General features: G+C 56.8%; 16 protein-coding genes. 11 read left to right on the forward strand and 5 right to left on the reverse strand.

The window, feature by feature from the left end; translation table 11 throughout:
• Positions 1 to 116: 116 nt before the first annotated feature.
• Together HB860_RS21600 and HB860_RS21605 are read right to left on the reverse strand one after the other, a co-directional pair.
• Positions 117 to 470, reverse strand: a complete 354-nt coding sequence (locus tag HB860_RS21600) for a hypothetical protein (protein WP_247627926.1) — start codon at positions 468 to 470, stop codon at positions 117 to 119.
• A 56-nt stretch (positions 471 to 526) separates the two neighbouring features.
• Positions 527 to 757 carry a hypothetical protein gene (locus tag HB860_RS21605; RefSeq protein WP_247627927.1) on the reverse strand — a complete coding sequence of 77 codons (231 nt, stop codon included), beginning with the start codon at positions 755 to 757 and terminating at the stop codon, positions 527 to 529.
• A 2,380-nt stretch (positions 758 to 3,137) separates the two neighbouring features.
• Here HB860_RS21605 and HB860_RS22260 point away from each other — a divergent pair.
• From HB860_RS22260 to HB860_RS21635, 4 genes are all read left to right on the forward strand, one after another.
• Positions 3,138 to 3,485 carry a type II toxin-antitoxin system HicA family toxin gene (locus HB860_RS22260; protein WP_348773055.1) on the forward strand — a complete coding sequence of 116 codons (348 nt, stop codon included), beginning with the start codon at positions 3,138 to 3,140 and terminating at the stop codon, positions 3,483 to 3,485.
• A 51-nt stretch (positions 3,486 to 3,536) separates the two neighbouring features.
• Positions 3,537 to 3,950, forward strand: a complete 414-nt coding sequence (locus HB860_RS21615) for a type II toxin-antitoxin system HicB family antitoxin (RefSeq protein WP_247627928.1) — start codon at positions 3,537 to 3,539, stop codon at positions 3,948 to 3,950.
• A 638-nt stretch (positions 3,951 to 4,588) separates the two neighbouring features.
• Entirely contained in the window at positions 4,589 to 5,011 is a 423-nt protein-coding gene (locus HB860_RS21625) for an antirestriction protein (RefSeq protein ID WP_247627930.1), read from the forward strand.
• A gap of 2,625 nt (positions 5,012 to 7,636) precedes the next feature.
• Positions 7,637 to 8,005: a hypothetical protein gene (locus tag HB860_RS21635; protein WP_247627932.1), complete on the forward strand. Its 369-nt coding sequence runs from the start codon at positions 7,637 to 7,639 to the stop codon at positions 8,003 to 8,005.
• 84 nt (positions 8,006 to 8,089) lie between these two features.
• Here the strand turns inward: HB860_RS21635 and HB860_RS21640 are convergent, their stop codons facing one another.
• From HB860_RS21640 to HB860_RS21650, 3 genes are read right to left on the reverse strand one after another with little or no spacing between them, the layout of a single operon-like run.
• Positions 8,090 to 8,551 carry a conjugal transfer protein TraM gene (locus tag HB860_RS21640; protein ID WP_247627933.1) on the reverse strand — a complete coding sequence of 154 codons (462 nt, stop codon included), beginning with the start codon at positions 8,549 to 8,551 and terminating at the stop codon, positions 8,090 to 8,092.
• Positions 8,552 to 8,562: 11 nt separating this feature from the next.
• Positions 8,563 to 9,315, reverse strand: a complete 753-nt coding sequence (locus HB860_RS21645; protein ID WP_247627934.1) for a conjugal transfer protein TraL — start codon at positions 9,313 to 9,315, stop codon at positions 8,563 to 8,565.
• Positions 9,316 to 9,331: 16 nt separating this feature from the next.
• A complete protein-coding gene (locus tag HB860_RS21650; RefSeq protein ID WP_247627935.1) occupies positions 9,332 to 9,688 on the reverse strand; it encodes a TraK family protein in 357 nt (118 codons plus the stop codon).
• 418 nt (positions 9,689 to 10,106) lie between these two features.
• Here HB860_RS21650 and HB860_RS21655 point away from each other — a divergent pair, with 418 nt between their 5' ends.
• From HB860_RS21655 to topA, 7 genes are read left to right on the forward strand one after another with little or no spacing between them, the layout of a single operon-like run.
• Complete coding sequence (locus HB860_RS21655) at positions 10,107 to 10,481, forward strand: plasmid mobilization protein (RefSeq protein ID WP_247627936.1); 375 nt, start codon at positions 10,107 to 10,109, stop codon at positions 10,479 to 10,481.
• Entirely contained in the window at positions 10,478 to 13,174 is a 2,697-nt protein-coding gene (traI, locus tag HB860_RS21660; protein WP_247627937.1) for a TraI/MobA(P) family conjugative relaxase, read from the forward strand. The genes HB860_RS21655 and traI overlap by 4 nt, the downstream gene beginning before the upstream one ends.
• Positions 13,171 to 15,120: a type IV secretory system conjugative DNA transfer family protein gene (locus HB860_RS21665; protein ID WP_247627938.1), complete on the forward strand. Its 1,950-nt coding sequence runs from the start codon at positions 13,171 to 13,173 to the stop codon at positions 15,118 to 15,120. The genes traI and HB860_RS21665 overlap by 4 nt, the downstream gene beginning before the upstream one ends.
• A complete protein-coding gene (gene traF / locus HB860_RS21670; RefSeq protein ID WP_247627939.1) occupies positions 15,117 to 15,683 on the forward strand; it encodes a conjugative transfer signal peptidase TraF in 567 nt (188 codons plus the stop codon). Before HB860_RS21665 ends, traF begins: the two co-directional genes overlap by 4 nt.
• The gene (locus HB860_RS21675; protein ID WP_247627940.1) at positions 15,680 to 16,573 is read left to right on the forward strand and encodes a lytic transglycosylase domain-containing protein; all 894 of its coding nucleotides are present in this window, start codon (positions 15,680 to 15,682) and stop codon (positions 16,571 to 16,573) included. The genes traF and HB860_RS21675 overlap by 4 nt, the downstream gene beginning before the upstream one ends.
• 2 nt (positions 16,574 to 16,575) lie before the next feature.
• Positions 16,576 to 19,938 (forward strand): zincin-like metallopeptidase domain-containing protein, encoded by a 3,363-nt coding sequence (locus tag HB860_RS21680; RefSeq protein ID WP_247627941.1) that lies wholly within the window; start codon positions 16,576 to 16,578, stop codon positions 19,936 to 19,938.
• 58 nt (positions 19,939 to 19,996) lie between these two features.
• On the forward strand, positions 19,997 to 21,991 hold the full coding sequence (topA, locus tag HB860_RS21685; RefSeq protein WP_247627942.1) for a type I DNA topoisomerase: 1,995 nt from the start codon (positions 19,997 to 19,999) through the stop codon (positions 21,989 to 21,991).
• Positions 21,992 to 22,212 lie beyond the last annotated feature (221 nt).

Consider the following 22,212-nt stretch of genomic DNA (forward strand, 5'->3'; position numbering starts at 1 on the left):
ACGCGCCCAGGGAGCGCACCAGGTGCAGCTGGGCAATCCGGATCGGGCACCAAAGGGGAAAGCTGCCGCACTGCTGCAGTGTAAATAAAAACTCTGCAACTAGCAGATAATTGTTTTTATTTTACGATTCTGAATTTTGCAAAAACAATTGAAGTAAAAAAGAGAATGCCCGCAATAAAAAAAATAAACATTGGTGTGGAAAACCCTAAGAAATGGCTCTGTGCCACAGTCTCTATTAAGCTAACAAACGGTCTGGAATCATCTACCTCACGATATGGGAGAAGACTATAAGCGACTATCGAGAGCCAGATACAACTGAGCAACTGAATGGGTTCAAAATTATCCGTGATGGTCTTCCCAATTTTCCCCAAAATAAAACTAAACAGAAAAACTGGCAAAAGAAGAATCAAAAAAATGAGTTCTACAATAGCGTACATATAATTATCTTCCCTCAGTATCGTAATTGTCATGGATTGCTTCCTTGTGGAGGCAGCATATTGTATTCGATCCAATTCAGTACAGCTAATTACAGTTGGCGCCACCGGCGCCAGTTGCGATCATCGTAATCCCAGCCATAACAAACCTTTACACGGTTGCAGATGGTTTCTTTCTCTCCGTCGATGATGATGAGACCCTTGCCAAGGAACTGACCAAACAAGGCGCGTTGCTCGGCGGCGGTCATCCTGCCGGCCCAAACACCGAAAATAGAACCGGTTTTCTCCAACAGGAACAAAGCGAGCTGACCAGCGTACTCCATTTGATTCTCCTTGCCGGGCCTACCCCGTCTCGATGAATTAAATATAATATCGTGCGCACGATTAGTAAAGAAATTTATCATCAGCTGACGGGTACCGCGAGCTCACCCGATACTGCAGGCCCTGCCGGCTCACCTGGGATCACACTAGGTGCAGCTGGGCAATCCGGAGCGGGCACCAAAGGGGGAAGCTGCCGCGCTGCTGCTCGATGGCCAACGCTGGCGAACTGGACCCCCTGCTGCAGCCGGCGCCGCCGATCAGCTGGCGGGTACCGCGAGCACACCCGTTGCTGCAGGCCTGCCGGCAGCCCAGATCTGGTACCAGGGAGAGACATGGCCATGGGCAGCGCCTCGATGGCGCGGGACGGCCGGCGGCGTCCAGGGCATCACCTGCAGCAGCTGATCCCTGGCACGCGCCCAGGGAGCGCACCAGGTGCCGCTGGGCAATCCGGATCGGACACCAAAGGGGAAGCTGGCCGCGCTGCTGCTCGATGGCCAACGCCGGCGAACTGGATACCCTGCCGCTGCTGATCCCTGGCACGCGCCCCAGGAGCGCACCAGGTGCAGCTGGGCAAACCGGATCGGGCACCAAAGGGGGAAGCTGCCGCGCTGCTGCTCGATGGCCAACGCCGGCGAACTGGATACCCTGCCGATCAGCTGCCGGGTACCGCGAGCACACCGGTGCTGCAGGGCCTGCCGGCAGTCCGGATCTGGTACCAGGGAGAGGCATGGCTATCTAGTGCGCCACTGGTGTGTAATAGACGGAGCGAGCGCTAGGTAAAGATAGCCTGTGGATAACTTTGTGTGCGGGACGTCTATTACACACCCCGCCCCGTCTATTACACACCCAAGCCCGTCTATTACACACCCCGCCCCGTCTATTACACACCACCTATACAAGCAAGCTATTGTTTAAAAAGGACTATTTTGACTATTTCGGCTTAAAACATATTTAAAGACATAAAATCTAGATAGAAAACGCTATTAGAGGGGATCGAAGTGGGGATAAAGGGAGGATCAAAAGCGTACCAACAAATCTATCGCGCACAATCGCAAATAACCGCATACAATCGCGCACAATCGCACACGGTCATTAAGATGAATCTAGGACTTCTTCTTAGCTCCGCGTCGGTCAACGTAACCAGGCAACTGCTGGATCTCTGCTTTTGTGATTAAGCGAGCCAACTTAGCAGCCTGATCTGGTTCTATAAGAACCATTGAGCTCCCTTCGCTAATCGCTAACAGATGCGCATGTAGTACAGTGGCTAACTCCCTATCCACATTTATAGTGATCAGCCGCTCCCGCTGCCTTCTTCTGTAATCTCGCTGAATCTCTGATCTAGCCTTTGCTTTTCCTGTTACCGGTCGCCCCGGCTTAGAGGGTGTGACTTTTTCCATATGAAGCTCCTGATTATTGGTAACAGTTACCTTAACATTTTAGGTAACTGTTACCATAATTAAAGCAAAAAAATGTAGTTTCCAGGAAAGCTACATATTCCATTGTGGATCTCTCTTTTTTTTGGTCACATACCGTGTGAGGGTTTATCTTGTTCCCTCCACCGTGGGGCGGTTTCGTTGGTAGCGGGCCGCCCTGCACTTATCATGGGGCTTAATAAACATCGTGCGCACGTCGCCCCCCCATACCCCCTTTCGTATCATTCTCCCCTCCCCTCCCCTCCCCTGCAGCTGTTGATCCCGATGGCGTACCAGGTACAGCAGAACCCCGGGCCACTGCCGACGTGGAGGCGTTCCGCTGATCCCGGTGGCGTACCAGGTACTGCAGAACGGCGGGCCGCTGCCGGCGCGGCGGTGTCCCGCTGATCCCTTCCCCTTTGGTGCCTAGCCGGTCCCGGCCGACGTGGTGACCATGGCGCTCCCTTGCTGCGGCCGGCGCCGCCGAGCTGCTGATCGGTACCGCGAGCTCACCCGTTGCTGCAGGGCCTGCCGGCAGTCCGGATCTGGGACCAGGGAGAGACATGGCCACGGGCAGCGCCTCGATGGCCCGGTGCGGCCGGCGGCGTCCAGGGCGTGCTGGCCAGCCTCTGCAGCTGCTGATCCCGGTGGCGTACCAGGTACTGCAGAACGGCGGGCCGCTGCCGGCGCGGCGGTGTCCCGCTGATCCCTTCCCCTTTGGTGCCTGGCCGGTCCCGGCCGACGTGGTGGCCATGGTGATCCCCGCCGAGCTCAGCGCCGGCGAGCTGCTGATCGGTACCGCGAGCTCACCCGGTGCTGCAGGGCCTGCCGGTAGTCCGGATCCGGTACCAGGGAGAGACGTGGCCATGGGTAGCGCCTCGATGGCCCGGGACGGCCGGCGGCGTCCAGGGCGGACATGGCCAGCCCCTGCAGCTGTTGATCCCGGGCACGCTCCCCAGGAGCGCACCAGGTGCAGCTGGGCAAACCGGATCGGGCACCAAAGGGAGAAGCTGCCGCACTGCTGCTCGATGGCCAACCACGCTGGCCAGCAAGAATAAAATCACCAAAAATGGTTATTTTTGTTGTCAGAGTAACCAAAAAAGGTTATTATTCTTCTATCGCAACAGACAAAGGAGGTGCGGTGAAGCAAAGCGAGTTCCGGCGATGGCTGGAGTCGCAAGGGGTAGAAATCAGGCAAGGTACTAACCACCTGAAGCTCTACTACCAAGGGCGACAGTCAACGATGCCTAGGCATCCCAGCAAGGAGCTGGGTGAAGGATTGAGAAAGGCAATCCTTAAACAACTAGGCATCAAATAACCCGCCCGCCCCACAAGGGGCGGGATACTCGAAGCCAACCGCAAAAAAACTATGCACTACCCCGTAAATATTGAGCGTGATGGTGATACCTGGATGGCGAGCTTCCCCGATGTACCGGAAGCCCTGACCGGCGGAGATACCCGCGAGGAAGCTTTGGCTGCCTCGATGACCGCCTTGGTCACAGCCTTTGAGTTCTACTTTGAAGACCACCGGCCGGTGCCTCTGCCATCGGCTCCGGTTGTAGGGCAGGATGTGGTAACTGTGGCTCCTAGCCTTTGGGGCAAGGTGTTGCTGCTTAATGCTATGTGTGAGGGGCAGATAAGCCAGGCCGAGCTGGGCCGCAGAATCGGTATGAGGCCGCAGCATGTTCAGCGCCTAACTGACCTGCATCATACAACCAAGATTGACCAGCTTGCTGCCGCAGTAGCTGCGCTAGGTCATCGTCTTGAACTTGTGATCCGTTAAGGGGCTCAGGCCCCTTTTTTATGTCCTCTCCCCTGCTTACCTCTTATTTTTGGTAACTGTTACCATGGCGTGAGAGATAACCATTCTTTATTTATTATTTTCAGCTATTTGATTAAGTGATTCGGTTTGACAGGGTAGGCCATTTTGGCCTATCATGTATATCAGAAGACCGGGCAACTTGCCACGGTCAATACCGGAGAACTCCGATGATCCATACAGCTAACCGAACCTTTCATCAACACTATCGAGAGTGGATTCGCGAACGCCCAGAGCATATGAACAATGTCTTGACCTGGGAACGTGATCGTTATGGTGTTCGTCTCGTCGGTCTTTTTTACCGCTATTGTAAAGTGGCTAATCCCTTTCCGCGTTGCACTGTTAATACTCGGATTAATTATCGTGCTCATGCTGTTAATTTACCGGATTGGCCAGAACGTCGGTTGACTTTAAATAAAATGTGGATCAGTTGGAGTTAAGAAAGCGGGCCTAATGGCCCGTTTTTAATATAAATATCATTTCGATAGGTAGGCCATTTTGGCCTATTTTTTTCTGATTAACATTGACGGGTAGGCCAATTTGGCCTACCATGTGTATCAGAAGACCGGGCAAGTCGCCACGGTCAATACCGGAAAACTCCGATGAAAACATTAAAAGATGCTTCCCTGTTTACCTCCCTTGTTATTTCTGCTCGTCGTCTTGATATGCTTCCTCGTTATGTCGGGCGATATACAGTCGTGTTTGAGTCAATGCTATGCCAACAAATTAGGCTGCTGTCTGGTGATTATGAAGGGGGGTATTTATCAATGTGGGAGCTATCAAATGGTGGTTTTTATATGACCCCAGACCGGCCCGAAAAAATGAATGTGGTGGCTCCCAATGGATATAGTGGAATTATGAGCGCGGATGCTCTAGGTATTACCGCCTGTCTTTATATGTATAGCCATTTGTCATTCCATACATCAGGGTTGGATCAGGAACAATTTTCACAGCTGTTCCATGACTTAAGAGATTGGGTACTCCTTCACCCTGAGAAAGAATCAATCTTAGCGGCCATTGATTAAGTGACCAATAGTTGAGCCCCCTAGTTCAGGGGGCTCTATGAAACGCCCCTGCATGGTTGCAGCCCGTCAGGGGCTACTCACCGGTAAACTTGAGGATCACGCGATGAATACGGATATTGTATCGCTTGCAAGACGCATTCGCTACGCTATAGCTTTTCACCACCCTATTCGTCTACCCAAGATGAATGGTTACGAATTAGGGTTGCTGCTGACTGCATTAAGGGCATTCAGGCTAGGCCGTTACAATGATGGGCAGCGCCTTGATGGCCCGGGGTGGCCGGCGCCGTCCAGGGCGGCATGGCCAGCACCTACTGCTCCCGGGCACGCCCCTGTGCTTGTAGAACGCCTTGGTGGCGCGGAGGCCGGCCGCTCTGTTCACTTATAAAATTATTAGCCTCGGCGACTGCTGAGGCTGTTTTGCTAAAGGATTCGTCATGATTAGACCAGAAACGCTTAAACCATTTGCTGATGATTGGCAACCTCCTACCCCTGATGAAATCAGGGAAATATTGGAGTTGATCAGACAACGAAAAGGGTTAGAACAACCGCTCACTGGTGTGGAAGTGGCGCAGCTTGTTGGCCTGCCAGCAGAGGCTGGCAGGGGGAAAGGATCGCGTTCGTTCCGCCGCTGGGTTAGTAAAACGAACCCTAGTCCCATGGCATATGGGGTGTGGAGTATACTTGCCCACCTTGCTGGATTTGGGGCAATATGGGATCCATACGATAGTTGATCACTATCAATTACTGATTCATGTTTCATGACAAATGCCGAGGCCATCGCATGGGTTCCGGGATAGCACACCATGCAACTCGGCATTTGTCGCCAGCTTCTACAACAGCTTATCTCCCACCCGTTCACCAAAAAAACCGCCCTAGATAACACGTAACTGACCAGGTACTGCAGAGCGCCGGGCCGCTGCCGGCGCGGTGTGTCGCTGATCCCTTCCCTTTGGTGCCTGGCTGGTACCCGCCGCCGAGTAGCGGACGGGTACCGCGAGCTCACCGGGTGCTGCAGGCCCTGCCGGCAGCCCGGATCCGGTACCAGGGAGAGACGTGGCCACGGGCAGCGCCTCGATGGCCCGGGGTGGCCGGCGACGTCCAGGGCGAGCCTGGCCAGCAGCTGCTGATCCCGCTGGCGTACCAGGTACTGCAGAACGGCGGGCCGCTGCCGGCGCGGTGTGTCGCTGATCCCTTCCCCTTTGGTGCCTGGCCGGTCCCGGCCGACGCGGTGGCCATGGCGATCCCCTGCTGCGGCCGGCGCCGCCGATCAGCTGACGGGTACCGCGAGCTCACCGGGTGCTGCAGGCCCTGCCGGCAGCCCGGAGCTGGTACCAGGGAGAGACGTGGCCACGGGCAGCGCCTCGATGGCCCGGGGTGGCCGGCGACGTCCAGGGCGAGCCTGGCCAGCAGCTGCTGATCCCGCTGGCGTACCAGGTACTGCAGAACGGCGGGCCGCTGCCGGCGCGGTGTGTCGCTGATCCCTTCCCCTTTGGTGCCTGGCTGGTACCCGCCGCCGAGTAGCGGACGGGTACCGCGAGCTCACCGGGTGCTGCAGGCCCTGCCGGCAGCCCGGAGCTGGTACCAGGGAGAGACGTGGCCACGGGCTGCGCCTCGATGGCCCGGGGCGGCCGGCGACGCCCAGGGCGAGCCTGGCCAGCAGCTGCTGATCCCGATGGCGTACCAGGTACTGCAGAACGCCGGGCCGATGCCGGCGCGGTGTGTCGCTGATCCCTTCCCCTTTGGTGCCTGGCTGGTACCCGCCGCCGAGTAGCGGACGGGTACCGCGAGCTCACCGGGTGCTGCAGGCCCTGCCGGCAGCCCGGATCCGGTACCAGGGAGAGACGTGGCCACGGGCTGCGCCTCGATGGCCCGGGGCGGCCGGCGACGCCCAGGGCGAGCCTGGCCAGTAGCTGCTGATCCCGATGGCGTACCAGGTACTGCAGAACGCCGGGCCGATGCCGGCGCGGTGTGTTGCTGATCCCTTCCCCTTTGGTGCCTGGCTGGTACCCGCCGCCGAGTAGCGGACGGGTGCCATGAGCTCACCGGGGGCTGCAGGCCCTGCCGGCAGCCCGGATCCGGTACCAGGGAGAGACGTGGCCACGGGCTGCGCCTCGATGACCCGGGGAGGGCAGGGGGCGCGAGACAACTTGTGATTCGGCACTGGGCATGACCGCAAGCGGTCGCTACGTCATGCTCCGCATCGAGCCAGCGAACAGATGCTGTCTCGACCCAGCGCGTTCCGCTCGGGTTTCCATCGCTCATGCCTCCGCCTCTACGAGGCTGCGCGCTCCGCTTGCCGCACCTGTGGCCAGCTCGATAGCACAGCCTTTCCTCTATGAGCCTTTCACCGCGCTTCAAACTAACACGCCGGTCGCTGCTACCAGTGTTCGCTTCGCCGCCTCCTCACCCGTTCGCACTCACTCCGTTCGCTTGCGCTGCGGCTTGTGGGGCGCACTGGTATCGCCTCCCTTACTGCGTGTTGTTTTCCTCTGCGCGGCGAAGAACTCAGAGAGGCAGATCAACAACAGCACAGCGGTAAAGAGCCAAAGGCGCTGAAAACTTAAAGCGCAGCTCAGAATCTAGAAAGGCAAATTTCACAAAGAATAATCCAACATAAGGTGAGTTATGAGTCCATTTGATGTTCAGTCTATTGTTTATATTTGCATTGGAATTGACACTGAAATTGCAAAGTTAGAAGGGGAGGTTGTTGGTGATAGAGTTTTTGATGGCGGCTATGAATGTGCGGATCACTGCCCCGGAGGAATGTATGACACCACGTATTGGGTTATGACTTGTGCATTTCCTGTTTTGGAGCAAGCCGCTAATGGGCGCGAACAAGAGCTGGCCGCGAGCGAATGGCTTTATTTGGTTTGTGAAGAATTTGGGCAGGATATTATTAAGTACGTAAAGGAAACCGGTTTGTGGCCTTACGGTAATACTCTCGAAGATATTGCCAAAGCCGCCGTGGATGAAGTGATTGAACTGTCAAAATAGAGGCGATGCTACAGACCACCTGACGTATTTTAGATAGACAAATGCCGCCATTTTGGCGGCATTTTAGCCTATCAGGAGCAGGCTTTATTTTAGTAGTATCACAATCAAGGATACTACCGCCACCGTCGCTGCAAATCCTGATAACACAGCCGCTATGAATGCACTGTTTTTGGCAGTTTGGGCATCCCTACTGCTATCCACTGCTTCACGACTAGCTGCTACCCCGTTTGAAATATGCCTACGTATTTCATTACCGGCATCTGCTAAAGCAGCATCCAGAGTCTGCCGCATCTTATCGCTGACGTAGTTGGCAGCTTCGGTAATAACCTTCCCGGCAGTTTCTTTTGACTGCTCAACTTGCTGCTGCAAGCTCACTGTCAAAGCCCTGCTGGCTTCATCTTGGAGCGCAGTCATCTGCTTGGCATAGTGAGCCAGAACAAGCTCATTGATCGTGACAGTAACCAATATCGGATCGTCCTTGCCGAGCAGCACGCTGTGCTGGATCGCTACCTCCTTCCGTATTTCGTCAAAATCGAGCTTTTCCATCTGCCATCCCCTTAGATGATGGTATCAAGTTGTTCAAAAATCGCTGTCTTGACTTTCGAGAGCCGTGATTTGGACATAAGGCCAAAGTCTGGCGACTGTTTGATTTCATCGAATGTCAGTTTGCTATCCAGCATCAGTTTTACGTCTTCGCCGAATGTGCTGCCCGTCTGGCGAGCAATACGGATAATACCGCTAACACGCTCCTTGTTGTTCAAATAGACTTTCATTTGTTCGAAAGTTTTACCCTCAGCCTCAATGTCACCGAAATACTCATTGAGCCAAACGACCAACTCGGCATTACCTGGCATCTGTTCGGCCAGTGAAGCAAAGCCGCCGAGGGTATCACGCAGCGCCTGGCCACCGGTAATGACGGTGTGAATGACGACCCGCTTGCCGTTCTCGCCAATCAAGTTGATTGCGTCGTTTTCGGCGAGGTAGTAAGACAGCGGGATGAAGGAGGCAGCACCGTTGTCGATGACAAAGTTGGTATCGTCCTCAACTACTTGCTCGATCAGCCGGTCGAAATTGCGTTCGATAAGAGAGCCGTTTTCCATCAGCTCCAGGCGCTGGGTATTGAATGCTTTATAGCCCGCCAAGGTCGCATTCACGGGATCCGTGTCTACAGGAGTGACCGCCATCCCTTTACCAAGCTGGTATTGGACCAGCAGCGACGAGATAAAAGACTTGCCTACGCCACCCTTGCCTTGCAGGGTGAAGTGAACAGTGCGGACAGCTTTTTTATCAGTAGTAGTTACGTCGTTCATATGGCTTTCGCTCCTTTCAGATGAGGTCGTCGCGGTGATTGCCGCTGCTTGGATCGTGCTGGAAAACTGCTGGTTTTTTATCTTCTGTTGTTCTTGCTCCGGCTCCTGCGGGGGCAGGGGAGGGGCGTGAAGGGGCGAGCGGCCCGCCGTCTTTCCTTTGGTGCCCATCTTGTTTTGCTCCTGTGATGTATCGGACGACGTAGCGATTGAACTGGGAATAACTGATGCCCAATTGAGTTTCACCACCGAACTCGTCGTAGATCGTGCGTTGCTCATTACCTGCTTCGATCAGTTTTCGGAACTGCTCTAAGTGGGCCAGAAACGCGACACGACCGGCACCCCTGCGGGGCTTTTTGTTTGGCGTGTCTGCCATGCCTGTCACCTCCTATTCATTTGCGGCATATCAGTGTACCCGATAATGCGAAGCTACGCTATTCAGTGCGATTTAGTGCGAATCTACGCGACCATATGCGATTGCGCAAGCCTTTTTGTGCGACTCTGCGCGATTGTATGCGATTTTGTGGTTTTCAGCCCTTTCCTTTCACTTTTGGTGCCCCTGATAAACCTCTGTCGCGTAGAATTGCACTGGAGTATCTGGCAAGATGTGTGTTGTACCGGTACGGGGCAAGCCCGTACCAGTACAACACCTCTCCTTACTCACCTTCGGTTCGACGTCATCTTGCTCTGCGAGGCTTACAGTCGCTGCCGCGACAAAAGGCTCTGCACCAGAGGATGGAAGGGGAGGAGCGTTGTTATTAGCCGCGCCATAGGTGCGACGGAAAGAGGTACTGATGACAGAAGAAAAACAGAATCTGACGGGGAAGGGCAGGGGCACCCGACCTCGCCGGCAGCGCATAGAAGTTTGGGTAAACCAGGATGAAAAGGGCGAACTAGCCGCTAGGGCAGATCAAGCAAAAATGTCCTTGTCCTCATATATGAGAGCGGCCGGCCTGAACGCTCCGATCAGAGCCGCTGCCGATTTGTCGGCTGTAACTGATTTGGTGAAGGTGAATGGCGACCTTGGCCGGGTTGCTGGTCTTCTAAAGCTGTGGCTCGCCGAAAAGCGGGGCCAAGGAGCTCGTCCTATAGATGTAGAGTCCATGATGATCGAGTTTCGATCATTACAGGCAGAGCTCCGGGCAATCATGGGCAAGGTGGTTAAATGATTGCCCACCGAATTGCTCGCCAGGCTCATCAGTCATCGAGCGCGGCCAAATTAGTTAAGTACATGGTCGCGGCTAAAGGAGGAATCGATCCGACAAGTTGGGAACGCACCGCCGATTACATCTTAGATACGGGCACTGACACCTCAAAGGGGGAGAAGGTGGCCAGCTATCGTGTTACCAACTGTGGAACCGACGACCCTGCTGATGCCGCAATTCTTATTTTGGCCACCCAGTCTGCCAACACCAGATCCAAGTCTGAAAAAACCTACCATCTGGTCTTTTCATTCCCTCCTGGGGAGCGTCCTGATATTGAAGTGCTGCACGCAATCGAGGACGAACTATGTGAATCAATAGGCTTTGCTGATCACCAACGAATATCCGCAGTCCACATCGACACTGATCATCTGCATGTTCATGTTGCCATCAACAAGGTCCATCCCACTGGGCTACAAAACATTGAACCGTACTACGACAAACGCAGGCTGATGGAGGCGTGTGAGCGCCTTGAATTGAAATATGACCTACAACGAACCAACCACGGAATTGAGGATAAACACCATGAACGAACCAGAGATCGACATGACCGAATCGAACTTGAACGAAGCCAGCACCCCGGGCAGCGAGATAGCAGATTTCGACAATATCTACGAGAGTCCTACGATCTCTCGTTTACCGATGGACCGGAGGCCAAAACCCTCAACGGTCTGCGAAAGTTGTCCAGCTGCCATATGGCACGCACTGCCAAAAGAGGTTCGGTGTTATTGCCGGGTGATGCACGTTCTGGTCTACAGCAACGAGGAGAAGAACGATCTGATAGCCTGCGACGGGCGGGACATGGCGATAGAACAGTTGTTGGCGAAGCAGGCGGAAGCGGACGCAGCCGGATAAGTGGTAAAGCAGCTGACTCAGAGGCTCACAGCGGCATAGAGACGCTAACCAGGTACGCGGCCAGGGAACTGGCGCCGGCGCTCCGGCAGGCTATGCACTGGCAAGAACTACACGACGCAGCAGCCGAACACGGACTAGAGATTCGTCAGCGCGGCTCGGGCCTTGTCGTTGGCGATCCGGATTTAGATATTTGGGCCAAGGCCAGCAACGTTGGCCGCGACTTGTCCATGAAGGCCCTAACTGATCGGCTTGGGCCGTTCCAGCCTTCCGAACAGCAGGCCAGGGCAAAGACAGGCCGTAAACGGTATGAGTCCCGGCCGCTTCGACCGGATAACCCAACCACTGCCGGCTTGTTCAACCAGTACCAGCGCGAACGGCAAGCGGCCGTTGTGGCCAGGCGTCAGGGCCTAGATCAAATCAAATACGATAGCGCGGCTTTCAATGCTGAGGTGAGGCGGTGGGGCCAGACGCAACGGATGATTTTGAAGGTAGCTGGCAAGGGACCAATCAAACGCCTGATGTACGGCACGATCAAGCAGCAGGCCGATGCCTCGCGCCAGAAAAACCGACAGAATGCCGCCGCTCGCCGTCAGGCTCTGTTTAAGCAAACGACTATGCCCACATGGGCCGATTGGTTGACCCAGCAGGCAGAAGGTGGCAACGCCGAGGCGCTGGCAGTCCTGCGTGACCGCGAAGAACGGACGCGCCGCTGGAACGGCGAACTGCTAACCGCTGACCGGGCCGACAAGGCTAGATCTGTTGTTCTCGACAAGCTCAAGCCCAAGGCTAGGAAAGACGGTTCTATGGCCTACAGCACGATCGACGGCGGTATGGTGATCGACCGAAAAACGCACGTCCAGGCGCAGAAGGCCACGACCGGCGCGGCCCTGGTTGCGCTCGAACTGGCGTCTAAGAGGTTTGAGGGGCAGGCCCTCATCGTTGAAGGCACAGACGAGTTCCGCCTTGAAGTTGCTCAGCTTGCCGGTATGCACAACCTCAAGGTCACGTTCACCGATCCGGCAATGGAGAAGATGAGGCGTGAGACAGCCGAGCACAAGGACATGGAGAAGGCCTTCCAGGCCGAAATCAAGGCATCTAGCCACGATGACTTTGCCGAACTGGTGGACTTCGGCAAAGCCCCGTTCGAACACGTCAAGGGCAACCGCCAAAGCTACTTCGTTACGTTGCGCGACGGGACGGGCGCAGATCGAACCATATGGGGTGTCGATCTTGAACGGGCCGTTGCCAATAGCGCCGCTGTTGTGGGCGACCGCGTGCGCGTCAGTCACTTGGGCAGTGAAAATGTGACTCTACCTGATGGTAGGACGGTTGAACGCAACGAATGGCAGATGGATATAGCACCAAAGGGGAGTTCGCCGACGAAGCCGAAAGTATACAAACCAACACCCGCGCAGATCGACATGGAGGCCGCGTTTTTGGCCGAAACCGGACTGTCCGGAAAACCAACGGGAAAACGGACGGCTGGCAACCCCGAGAGGCCCGTGGAGTCTGGCAAAGCGGTACAGAAATGGATTGAAGAACGTAACAAAAATAGAGACAAAATATCTACTATAGACTATCATCGAGTGTGGGAGTCAACCGATGCGGGTAGGGCCACATATCAAGGTCGTAGGCGCATGGAGGACGGGAGCGAAGTGCTGCTATTGAAACGCGGCGATGAAATGTTAGTCAAGCCATCTAGCCCCCGAGTAGTCGCCAAGGCGGCGACATGGAAACTAGGTCGCATCGTCCAGGTTGATGGACGTGGACGATTCACAGATAGAGGTAAAGAGGTTGAACTATGAGCGATAAAAACTCGTCGGCGGGAAAGTTGCGGCTTCTCGGTGGCGTTTATTTAGTGCTGTTCATCATTGGTCTGAACAGTGTATGTACGCAATATATTGCGTACCAGGTCGGTTACCACCCGGCTCTTGGGCCGTCATTATTTGGGCAGTTTTATATGCCCTTCGACTGGTGGCAATGGTTGTTTAAGTTTTATAACTCCGCCCCGAGTTCCTACAACTATGCCTTTATGATCTTTGCCCTTGGCCTGCTGGTCGGGTTATTAACCTATGTTCTTTGGATCGGGTTTAAGACTCGCAGCTCACGTAAGCATGAGGACGTGCATGGCACTGCCCACTTTGCCACCCGCGAAGAAGTGCAGGAAACCGGCCTGCTGCCACGAGAAGGAAAAACCGGGCAGGGCGTATATTGCGGGGCCTACGATGACGCTGAAACCGGCAAGACGTTCTATCTTCGCCACGACGGCCCGGAACACGTTCTAGCCCTTGCCCCGACCCGTTCTGGTAAGGGGGTCGGCCTTGTTATTCCTACTCTGTTGAGTTGGCCCCATTCGGTGTTCGTCCTCGACCGAAAAGGTGAAAACTACGCCATGACCTCTGGTTGGCGGCAGAAGCACGCCAACAACGTGATCCTCCGCTTCGACCCAGCCAAGCCTGGCACTGGCTGCGCGTGGAATCCCCTCGGCGAAATCCAGTTCCGCACCCGCTTTCAGGTCAGTGATACACAGAACATCGCCATCATGGTCGTGGACTCGGACGGCAAGGGCATCGAAAGCGACCACTTCCGCAGCGCCGCTTTCGAGCTACTGGTAGGGCTGATCTTGCACGCGCTCTACAAGGGCGAGCAGGTAGGCAGAACGCCATGCCTGCAAGACATTGGCCACATGCTGACCGGCGTGGGTGACTTCGCCGCGCCGGACACCGCCAACGACCTTACAGACGACCCGGACGGCGACCCCAAAGCGCTCGCTGGTCTTTTCGATGAAATGCGTGAGGTGCATATCAACGACGGCGATCCGGCCAATCGTGAGGCGCAGATCGTCATCACCGGCGTTGGTACCCGGATGGCCAACACTCCGGCCCGCGAACTGGGCAGCATCATTTCCACCGCGAACAATGCCCTCGCTCTGTACCGAGATCCCATCGTGGGCGAAAACACGTCGAGAAACGACTTCAAGATTGCTGATCTGATGGATCACGACCGGCCTGTGTCGCTGTACTTCATTTCGACGCCGAAGACCTCCAAGCGGCTTGTGCCGCTCACCCGTCTGCTCCTGACCATGATCGTGCTCACCATGGCCGACGAAATGGAGTTTGACGACGGCCGGGCCAAGGCGGCGCATAAGCACCGTTTGCTGCTGATGTTGGACGAGTTCCCGACGCTGGGAAAAATTGAGGTGTTTGAGGAAGCGCTTGCGTACATCGCCGGTTACGGGATGAAGGCTTACATCATCACGCAAGACGTGTCCCAGCTCTACAAGGCATACACCCGTGAGGAAAGCATTATTTCCAACTGTCACGTCCGTGTGGCCTACGCCCCCAACAAGCTCGAAACCGCAGAATGGATGTCGAAAATGACTGGCAACACCACTGTGGTGAAAGAGCAGGTGACTACATCTGGCAAGCGCTTTGGCGCAGTCCTAGACAACGTATCCCGCAGCTATCAGGAGGTAAAACGCCCCCTGATGGAGCCGGACGAAATCATGCGCCTCCCAGGCCCGGTTAAGGACGCGAGTGGTGAGAAGATCCTAGCCCCAGGAGAAATGCTGGTGTTTGTTGCCGGGCAACCAGTAATCCGCGGCCGGCAAATTCTCTATTTCTTGGACCCTGTTTTCTCTAAGCGGTCGAAGATCCCGCCCGTACTTACTGACGCTATTCGGGGTGGTGATCAGCGTCAAACCACCCATGTTGAAAGCGAGCCATCTGACAAAGGCTTTGTTGTTCAATGAAAGGCCGCCGTTTTGGAGTTATCACAACCACTGTCGCCGTCTTGATCGGTATCACGCTCACAGGCGGCTATCACGCAGGGCTGCGCTTCAATTTCACGGACTCTGCTCCACATGGACTGTGGCTTGTGCAAAGCGTTGACCTGGACAGCATTAAACGTGGTGCTCTTGTTGAAGTTTGTCCGCCTGATCTACCGGTTGTTCGGCTGATGGCCGAACGGGGTTACCTCGCAGTCGGTGACTGCGAGGGGACTGGGGTAACCACTTTGCTTAAGCCCATATCAGCAGTTGCCGGCGATACCATCGAGCTCGAACAGGGGAGGGGGGTAACAGTTAACAATGTGACCCTACCCAACACTGCAGCTATGCCAGCTATTCCAGGGTGGCCAAGTGGCCGCTATGTCGTACAGCCTGGGGAAATTTGGATGTTTTCCAGCTACAGCCCCGGCAGTTTCGACAGTCGTTATTTTGGACCTGTGCCACTTTCCCAAGTCAGGGGACTAGCCCAGCCAATAACCATCGCCGGTGATCCAGCGGCCATTACAGCAGGAGTAATCAAACAGTGATCGGCATCGACATGATGACAACCTGCGCCCCGAATGTGGCTCCGGCCACGCTTGAGAAGGTGATCCAGGTTGAAAGCGGCGGGAACCCATTAGCACTCAATGTGAACATCAAATGGGTGACCGAACGCGATAAAAAAGGCAACCCGATCATGGTCATGAACGAAGATGGCCAGCTCAAGCCAAAGCGCCACAAGGTTGTATTTAAAAACCCTATAGCGATTAAGACTGCACAAGACGCCGTGACGGTCGCCTATATGGCCATCGACGCTGGGCACACTGTCGATATGGGGTACATGCAGGTCAACAGCAGCAATCTTAAATCTCTCGGCTACAGGGTCGAAGACATGTTCGACCCCTGCAAGAACTTAGCTGCTGGCGCCCGGGTTCTGTCCGCGTTTTACAGTAATGCGTTGCCGGAATATCCGAATGAACAGGGCGCCCTTCGTGCGGCTCTATCTGCCTACAACACCGGCGATTTCAATAAAGGGTTTTTGAATGGCTATCTGGCCCGTTACGGAGTCGGTCAACAGACCGTTGTGAGCATCCCCGCTCTGAATCCGTTCACGGCTCCGACAGCCGTATTTGTTCGTCAACAGAGAAAGGAAACAGTCATGAGCACCAAAGAAGAACGCACCAGCAAGGAGGTTACCGAAGTGAAAGCCATTTCGTCCCCGCGTGTTGATCCTATCGTGAGTACGTCCGCCGAAGACGGTAGCACACCAGGTGTGCAGGTAGAGCACACCGCCGCCGAAGCCGAAGCCAACGGCGCTTTCCAGGAAACTGCAATTTCCGAAGCAGATGCGTGGGCCTCGAACGCTGATCTGGCAGCTGACCCGGAAGGTACCGCTATCGTGGTGAACGGCAAGGCCGTGCGGAAGGGGGGTAATTAACTATGAAAAAGGAATATGCCGAGGAAGTCGCGGCACGGATCATCGAGCAGTTGGAGCAGGGGACCGCGCCCTGGCAAAAGCCGTGGCTGCCTGGTGAGTTGCGCTTACCGTACAACCCGACAACCGGTAAGGAATACCGTGGCATGAACAGCCTTTGGCTGCACATGCAGGGCCACGGTGATCCGCGCTGGATGACCTACAACCAAGCTGCCGCTGAGGGCGCACAAGTGCGCAAGGGCTCCAAGGGATCTCACATCGTCTACTGGAAATTCAGCGAAGAACGAAAGGCCACCGACGATCAGGGGCGTCCGGTCATTGATCCGGACACCGGCAAACAGAAAACCGTGACCGTGCAACTCGAACGGCCCCGTTCATTCATGGCCGTGGTGTTCAATGGCTCGCAGATTGACGGCTTGCCACCCCTGGAAGCTCGTCCCACAGGGCCGGAACCTGAGCGCCACGCCAGAGCTGAGGCCATCTTGGCCAACTCGGGCGCGGACATTCGCCACGAACCCGGCGACCGGGCTTTCTATCGACTCATCACGGACAGCATCACTCTACCCGAGCGAAACCAGTTCCCAACGGCAGACAGCTACTACGCTACCGCGCTGCATGAGCTTGGCCACTGGACTGGGCACCCAGCGCGTCTTGATCGTGACCTTGGACACCCATTCGGTTCCGAAAAATACGCCCGTGAAGAATTGCGAGCAGAAATTGCTTCGCTGATGTTGGGCGAGCGCCTAGAAATAGGCCACGACCCTAGCCACCACGCAGCCTATGTCGGCTCCTGGATCAAGGCGTTGAAGGACGACCCCAAGGAAATCTTCCGGGCTGCATCTGACGCTGAACGCATCACCGGTTACGTGATGGACTTCGAGCAGGAGCAGGCGCAGCTAGTAGAGCGTCAGCCAGCGCAGCAGGCCAACGACTTGACCGCAGGGCAGGAACGCGAACCCGTCGCCTCGCAGGATCTGCCGCAGGCCCAGGGCGCGCCCGTGCCGCTGGCTTGGCGTTATGCAGCGTGCGAGGAGTTCGACAAGCAAATGGCCGTCAGGATGGGCGACCCGAACTACAGCAAGGCGAGGGAGCTGGCCCACGCGCTCAATGAATACGACGAAATGGGCTTTGAGCCGTCCCCCCGCGAGCAAGCCATTCTCGCGGAGCGCAAGCCCGCTATGGACGAGGCAGCGCAGTGGATACATCAAAACGTCTTGCTCAACCCGGTTGTGAAAGAACGGGTCTACGAGACGGTGCGCGACCTCGGCCGTTACACCGGCGACACCGACAACGACAAGGAGCTCCGCGAGTACCTTGGCGAAATGGATGGCAAGCAGCGGGCGCAGGACACACGGCAGGAGCAGCAGGCGTACACCGTCCACAGCCGCCGCACCGTGCCGGAGAGCGCCGCCCAGCACGCGGGGCAGCAGGCCGTCTATGTGCAGCTCGATGACGGCCGCAAGGCTTGGGGGTTCGGTGCAACCGACGAAGACGCCGAACAGTCCGCCGTAGAACGTGCGCAGCACGTTGGCCTCGATGCCGCACGGGCACCGGACCGTGCCGTTTTGCATGATAAACCGGAGAAACCTATGCAATCGCGTACCTATCTGGCTGTGCCATATTCAGAGAAAAACGAGGCAAAAGCGGCGGGAGCCAAGTGGGATAAGGAAGCAAAATCATGGTATGCGGCCGAAGGCGTGGATCTGGCAGCATCTGGCCTCGCCAGGTGGAGTTTGGACAAGACCCATGTCGTCACTGCTTCGGATCCCAAACCTGCAATCGATCAGTTCAAGGACGCATTGAAGGATGCCGGCTTGCTGCTCAAAGGCGAGGTCGTCACAGACGGGAAGATGCAGCGTGTGCCAGTAGATAGCGACCGGGGTGGGGCCACCAGTGGTGCATATGCCTACCACGAAGCCGGCCGCACGCCAGGCGGCTTCATCCAGAACTACAAGACGGGCGAAGTCGTGCATTGGAAACCCGAGGGCAAAACACCGGAGCTCAGCGCAGCCGACCGTGCCCGCCAAGCTACCGAGGCGGCCGAGCTACGTAAGGCCCGTGATGCCGCCCACCAGGCCGAGCAAGGAGCAACATCCGAAGCGGCACAAGCGTTGTGGAAGGAGGCTCCGGCCGCTACCGCTGACAACGCTTATTGCAAAGCCAAAGGCATAGTCAACCCTGTAGGTCTGCGTGTCGTGCCAGACCGTGTTTCGCCGGCCGCTGCCGCTCACGGTATCAAGATCGCCAAGACTGCTAAAGAAGCCAAGGCGCTGCGCGAGGCTGATCCGGCAAATCGGGTTTTCAAGGCTGGTGACCTGCTGATACCAGGTACAGACGGCGAGGGGAAAATGTGGACGTTACAAAGCGTCAATCCCTACTTCAAATCGTTCATGAAAGGCGGCCGTAAGGCTGGCCTCTACACCGTTGCTGGGGCCGCCGACCCACAGAAGGCTCTTGCGCAAGATGGCGATTCCCCTTTGGTGCTCGCCGAGGGCTATGCCACGGCCGACACAGTTTCGCGCCTGCTGGGAGGAAAGCCGGTCATCGTAGCGTTTGACAGTGGAAATCTCGACGCAGTGGCCACCGAGCTGCGCGAGCGTTACCCGTCGCGCCCGCTGTTAATCGCTGCCGACAACGACCACAACGCACCGAAGGAGTTGGACGCCAACGGCAAGCCCAAGGCCAACGTCGGACTGGTAAAGGCCACCGAAACAGCCAAGAAGCATGGCGGTGGCGTCATGGCCCCGCAGTTCAAGGATGGAGAAAAGGGGTCCGACTGGAATGATATTGCCGGGAGCCAAGGCGACGAGGCTGCCCGCCGGATGTTGGCTGAACAGATGGCGGTGGCCAAACGCGATGCTGCCATTACTGCCGAACGGCTGACTACCCTTGCGCGTACCCGTGACATGGAAGCCCGCAACGACCCGACGACGAGCGCCGATGATGCTGCTGTAGCAACAGAACGCGGTCATGCTGCCGAGGTGCTGGCCGGGGCGCAATCCTCACTTAGTGAGGTACGCAGTATGGCCGCTGATGGTGTTATCGGCAGCACGAAAGGTGCGCCTCGTTCGGCGGCGGCGGTCAAAGCTGGAATCGACCGTAAGACAGCTGCGATGCAAGATCGAGCCAAAGAGGAACGCGAGGAAGTTCTGAACCATGGCCAGGCCACTCCGCTCGATGGTGTTGGCGCTGGCGTGTCATGGAGAAAACTACCCGAGCAGGCAAAGCAGGCGCTCATAGAGGACGTGAAGAATGGCAAGGATGTCACCTTGCCAAAGGACGCCCCGGCGAAACTCAAGCAGCTGGCAGGTCTTGAACCTACTACTGCTCCACGCTCGCGCAGCCGTGGGCTTGAAGCTGACATGTAACGATAAACGTAGCCGGGCAGTGGCTCGGCTACTTCCGGGATAAATAGGAGCACAACCAATGAGCACATTGGTAATCGTAGAATCACCGAACAAAGTAAGCAAAATCAGCGCAATTCTCGGCGAAGGTTACAAAGTTATGGCCAGCGTTGGCCATGTGCGCGACCTGCCTCCGAAAGAGCTCGGTGTCGAGCCGCCTTCATTCGAACTGACCTATAAACCGACCGAACGCGGGCAAGGTGTATTGGCCAAACTCAAGGCCGCCGTCGCACAGGCAGACCGTGTGTTGCTGGCAACAGACCCCGACCGAGAAGGTGAGGCGATTGCATGGCACCTTGCTGACGCGCTGCGCCTCAAGACCCCGGAGCGCGTGACGTTCACGGCAATCACCAAGGAAAAAATAATGGCGGCGCTCGCGGTGCCGCGTCCGCTCGACATGCCGCGAGTACATGCCCAAGAAGCCCGCCGGGCGCTCGACCGTATCATTGGTTACCGAGTCAGCCCGGCATTGTCCAATGCTACCGGGCAACGCCTAGGCGCTGGCCGGGTGCAGTCTCCTGCCGTCCGCCTTGTCGTTGATCGCGAACGGGCCATTGCAGTGTTCAATGTCACTCAGCACTACGGCGCCGAGCTGATTTTTGAGAACGACAATAGCACCAAATGGAAAGCACAGTGGGACACAAAACCGCATTTGCCCGAGGGCGAAAGCTACCTGCTGGATTCCTCGCTGGCCAAGCTCGCGGCCGCCGTTCGCAACGTATCGGCCGCCGAATACGAGGACAGCGAGAAGGGCCGGGCACCTGCCGCGCCGTTCACCACCTCGACGCTGCAACAGGCCGCAGGTCAGCGTCTCAAGTTGAAGCCCAAGCGCACGATGGAGCTGGCCCAACGCCTCTATGAGCAGGGCGTGATCACCTATCACCGCACCGACGCCCCAAACATGGACGACGAAGGCCGGGCAGACATTGCCGCTTATGCGCAGGGCGCAGGCCTGCCGCTGGCCGAGAAGCCGCGCAAGTGGAAGGCGAAGGAGGGGGCACAGGAGGGCCACGAAGCTATCAGGCCGACTCATGCGGTCGATCTTGAATGCGGGGAGAACGACGACGAGCGGGCACTATACCGCCTCATATGGCAGCGTGCGGTCGCGTCTCAGCTCGCCGATGCGACCTATGCCGTCCGAACCGTGCGCCTCAGTGGTGATGCCGAGGGCACGCCGGTATCGTTCAAAGCGTCCGGCCGCACCCTGCTGACGCCGGGTTGGCTGGCCGTCTACACCGACGATGCCGAGGACGAGGACAGCGAACCGGACGAGGCTGCGAACAACCCGATTCCGGCGCTCACCGTGGGCGCGGAACTGGTAGCGGCGGACGGCCGCGTACTCAGCAAAAAGACCAAGCCGCCGGTCAGGTTCAAGGAACCTACCCTTGTCGCCGAAATGGAGCGCCTTGGAATAGGCCGACCAAGCACCTACGCGGCGATCCTCGACAACATCACGACTCGCGAATACATCGTGGCCGACAAGAAGGGCTACTTGCAGCCATCGTCTATCGGCGAAGTGGTGCGCGATGGTCTGGTAGACCGCTTCGCGTTTATCGACCTCGACTACACCCGAGGCCTTGAGGAACAGCTCGACCAGATCGCAGAAGGCCAGGCCGACTATTTTGGCGTTGTTTCTGCCGCTTGGTCCGCGCTCGATGACGAGCTGGGCAAGCTGGAATCGGCCGACCTGCCAGTTGCTCATCCGTGCCCGACGTGCAGCAAGCCGCTGCACCGGATCAAGGGGGCACATGGGTTCTTCTGGGCTTGCTCTGATCGGGAGTGCAAGACCACGCTGCCCGATGCCAAAGGCAAGCCCGGCGAGCGTAAGGCCCCGCCGCCGCCTACCGGCATTGCGTGTCCGAAATGCGGCAAGGAGCTTGCCCACAGGGTCGGAACAAGCAAACCAGTCAAACGAGGCATGAAACCTCGGCCGTATGACTTCTATAGCTGCACTGGCTTCCCGAAATGCGATGCGAAGTACAATACTGGTCCTGATGGTAAACCCGTGTTGAGTTGACGCTAGTTTCGTCCTGACTAACGGAAAGCCGCCTTTCGAGGCGGTTTTTTTATGCCAAAGACGAGCCTACTGGCCAGCCTCTGCCCTCTGCAGCTGCTGATCCCGATGGCGTACCAGGTACTGCAGAACGCTGGGCCGCTGCCAGCGCGGCGGTGTCCCGCTGATCCCTTCCCCTTTGGTGCCTGGCCGGTCCCGGCCGACGTGGTGGCCATGGTGATCCC

Origin of the sequence: Aeromonas genomosp. paramedia, from assembly GCF_023093515.1 — a bacterium.
Lineage (GTDB): Bacteria > Pseudomonadota > Gammaproteobacteria > Enterobacterales > Aeromonadaceae > Aeromonas.

Coding starts and splice junctions, on each gene's coding strand:
- HB860_RS21600 (WP_247627926.1), bottom strand. CDS start 470: ATGACAATTACGATACTGAGGGAAGATAATTATATGTACGCTATTGTA.
- HB860_RS21605 (WP_247627927.1), bottom strand. CDS start 757: ATGGAGTACGCTGGTCAGCTCGCTTTGTTCCTGTTGGAGAAAACCGGT.
- HB860_RS21615 (WP_247627928.1), top strand. CDS start 3,537: ATGCACTACCCCGTAAATATTGAGCGTGATGGTGATACCTGGATGGCG.
- HB860_RS21625 (WP_247627930.1), top strand. CDS start 4,589: ATGAAAACATTAAAAGATGCTTCCCTGTTTACCTCCCTTGTTATTTCT.
- HB860_RS21635 (WP_247627932.1), top strand. CDS start 7,637: ATGAGTCCATTTGATGTTCAGTCTATTGTTTATATTTGCATTGGAATT.
- HB860_RS21640 (WP_247627933.1), bottom strand. CDS start 8,551: ATGGAAAAGCTCGATTTTGACGAAATACGGAAGGAGGTAGCGATCCAG.
- HB860_RS21645 (WP_247627934.1), bottom strand. CDS start 9,315: ATGAACGACGTAACTACTACTGATAAAAAAGCTGTCCGCACTGTTCAC.
- HB860_RS21650 (WP_247627935.1), bottom strand. CDS start 9,688: ATGGCAGACACGCCAAACAAAAAGCCCCGCAGGGGTGCCGGTCGTGTC.
- HB860_RS21655 (WP_247627936.1), top strand. CDS start 10,107: ATGACAGAAGAAAAACAGAATCTGACGGGGAAGGGCAGGGGCACCCGA.
- traI (WP_247627937.1), top strand. CDS start 10,478: ATGATTGCCCACCGAATTGCTCGCCAGGCTCATCAGTCATCGAGCGCG.
- HB860_RS21665 (WP_247627938.1), top strand. CDS start 13,171: ATGAGCGATAAAAACTCGTCGGCGGGAAAGTTGCGGCTTCTCGGTGGC.
- traF (WP_247627939.1), top strand. CDS start 15,117: ATGAAAGGCCGCCGTTTTGGAGTTATCACAACCACTGTCGCCGTCTTG.
- HB860_RS21680 (WP_247627941.1), top strand. CDS start 16,576: ATGAAAAAGGAATATGCCGAGGAAGTCGCGGCACGGATCATCGAGCAG.
- topA (WP_247627942.1), top strand. CDS start 19,997: ATGAGCACATTGGTAATCGTAGAATCACCGAACAAAGTAAGCAAAATC.